At 58.7% G+C, this 1,679-nt stretch carries 2 protein-coding genes; both read left to right on the top strand.

Features of this window, described 5'->3' with window-relative positions:
- Positions 1–488, top strand: a 488-nt coding sequence (locus AB0J67_RS40965; RefSeq protein ID WP_363491196.1) for a hypothetical protein, incomplete at its 5' end; no start/stop codon positions are given.
- Between the two features lie 549 nt (positions 489–1,037).
- Positions 1,038–1,247 carry a hypothetical protein gene (locus tag AB0J67_RS40960; protein ID WP_363491194.1) on the top strand — a complete coding sequence of 70 codons (210 nt, stop codon included), beginning with the start codon at positions 1,038–1,040 and terminating at the stop codon, positions 1,245–1,247.
- Positions 1,248–1,679: the final 432 nt, after the last annotated feature.

Below are 1,679 nucleotides of genomic sequence, written 5' to 3'. Positions count from 1 at the left end.
CCGGGCGCGGCCGTGACCCTGCTGACCGCGGCCGGACCGGAGCCGTTCACGGTGGTGGTCTGACACCCTACGTTTACTGGGGATCTCCGCCCTACTCTCCATCGTTTCTGCGTGAGGAACCGTGGCCGGGCCTGCCCATTGTCAATATCGGCTGGTTGGAACCAGGAGTCGATGTGCCCGCGACCGATGCGAATCTGGGGTACGTGAACGACCTGGAGTATTGGATGAATAACTATCAGGTGCGGCGAAGCCGCGGATCCCATGAATGCGGATTCTGCATTATTGGTGGTCGGCAGGATGAATTTATCAACGAGTTCCGCAAGGCCAGCACAGAATTCAGGGTGCTGGGGCATGGCAAGGTCTATGCGGCGCCATACCTACTCCAGCATTACGTGGTGCAGCATGGCTATCGACCGCCGACGGAGTTCGTTGAAGCGATTCATGCTATCCCTATTAGGCGAATGGACAAACTATTGATGCGTAATTAAATCTTGTCGTGATCGTTTGGCTGGTGTGGTTGTTCAGGGTCACGGATGCGCGTCGGCTAAGCGGAGGGCGATTATTCATGAGCACACGCAAGAGCGTTGCGGGGGCAGGCCGGTGCAGCAAGGCACATTAAATGGGGTAGACCTCGGGATGGGTTGACTATAATACTGGTGCAATGTTCGAAGTTGCCAAAAACGGTGCCAGGGTTATCACTCCAGGGAACTTCCGATGGCTTCCCCTCAGCAGGGATCGAGCGGAGTAGGTATTGAGGTCGGGGTGGCAGCGAACTCCAGCCACCCGACAATTCGCCTAAACTGCTCTCTCGCGGTCGCTTGCCCATCAGCGCTATCCCCAACGCCACTCTTCGATGATGGCGAAGACATCTTCTGTCAATCCCTCACGGTCAGCTGCAATGAAGTGATCCGATATTGGTTGTCGTGATGAATTGTCTAGGCGACTTCGGAAAGTCGACCAGTGTTATGAGACCTGTCAGGCTGCGAATTAGGTGGGTCGTGGCGTGCTGCGGGCTGCTCGCGCTCGGAAGTCTTGCCTTGACGAAAGAAGAAGGGCCGGCGAAGGCGAAGCCGGAGAAGCTCGTGCCGATCGGCCAGCAATCGCCCGTGGCGCCACCGGCCGGCATGGTCGGCGTGATGAACACCCCGAAAGGCAAGGCCGTCGTCGACCACCGGGGTTTCGTTCTTTACGCCTTCAACAAGGACGAGTCGGCAAGGATGGCAAGGCGATCTACTCGGCGTGCGTGAACGCGTGTGCCACGACCTGGCCCCCAGCGCTGGCCGAGTCGGGCAAGCCGATCGCGCTACCGGGAATTCAATCTCAAGGCGCTCGGCATCCTGGTCCGCCCCGACGGTGGGAAGCAGATCACCCTCAACGGCCGGCCGGAGGAATAGTCAAGACCTGTGGATGAGTCTTCTGGCCTGGCCTACCTCGGATCGTCGATTTGCCAGGGGTTAGAGGAACAGATCGGGGCCCAGTTGCCAAGTCTGCAGCGTCGTCATGAGGTCGGGTTCGCCTTCAGCGGTGGCTTGCTTGATCAGGACGGCGCCGATGTCGTAGTCGAAGCCGTCGATATGGTCGGCATCTTACGATCTTGTGCGCAATAGCTGACGGTGGCGGTTGCTGGTCCGATCGCAGATCCTTTTTGGATGCCGCGTCGATGGGCTCGTCGTGTCTTC

Origin of the sequence: Catellatospora sp. NPDC049609 (genome assembly GCF_040675365.1) — a bacterium.
Taxonomy (GTDB): domain Bacteria; phylum Actinomycetota; class Actinomycetes; order Mycobacteriales; family Micromonosporaceae; genus Catellatospora.
This window is presented reverse-complemented; position numbering and strand designations above follow the sequence as displayed.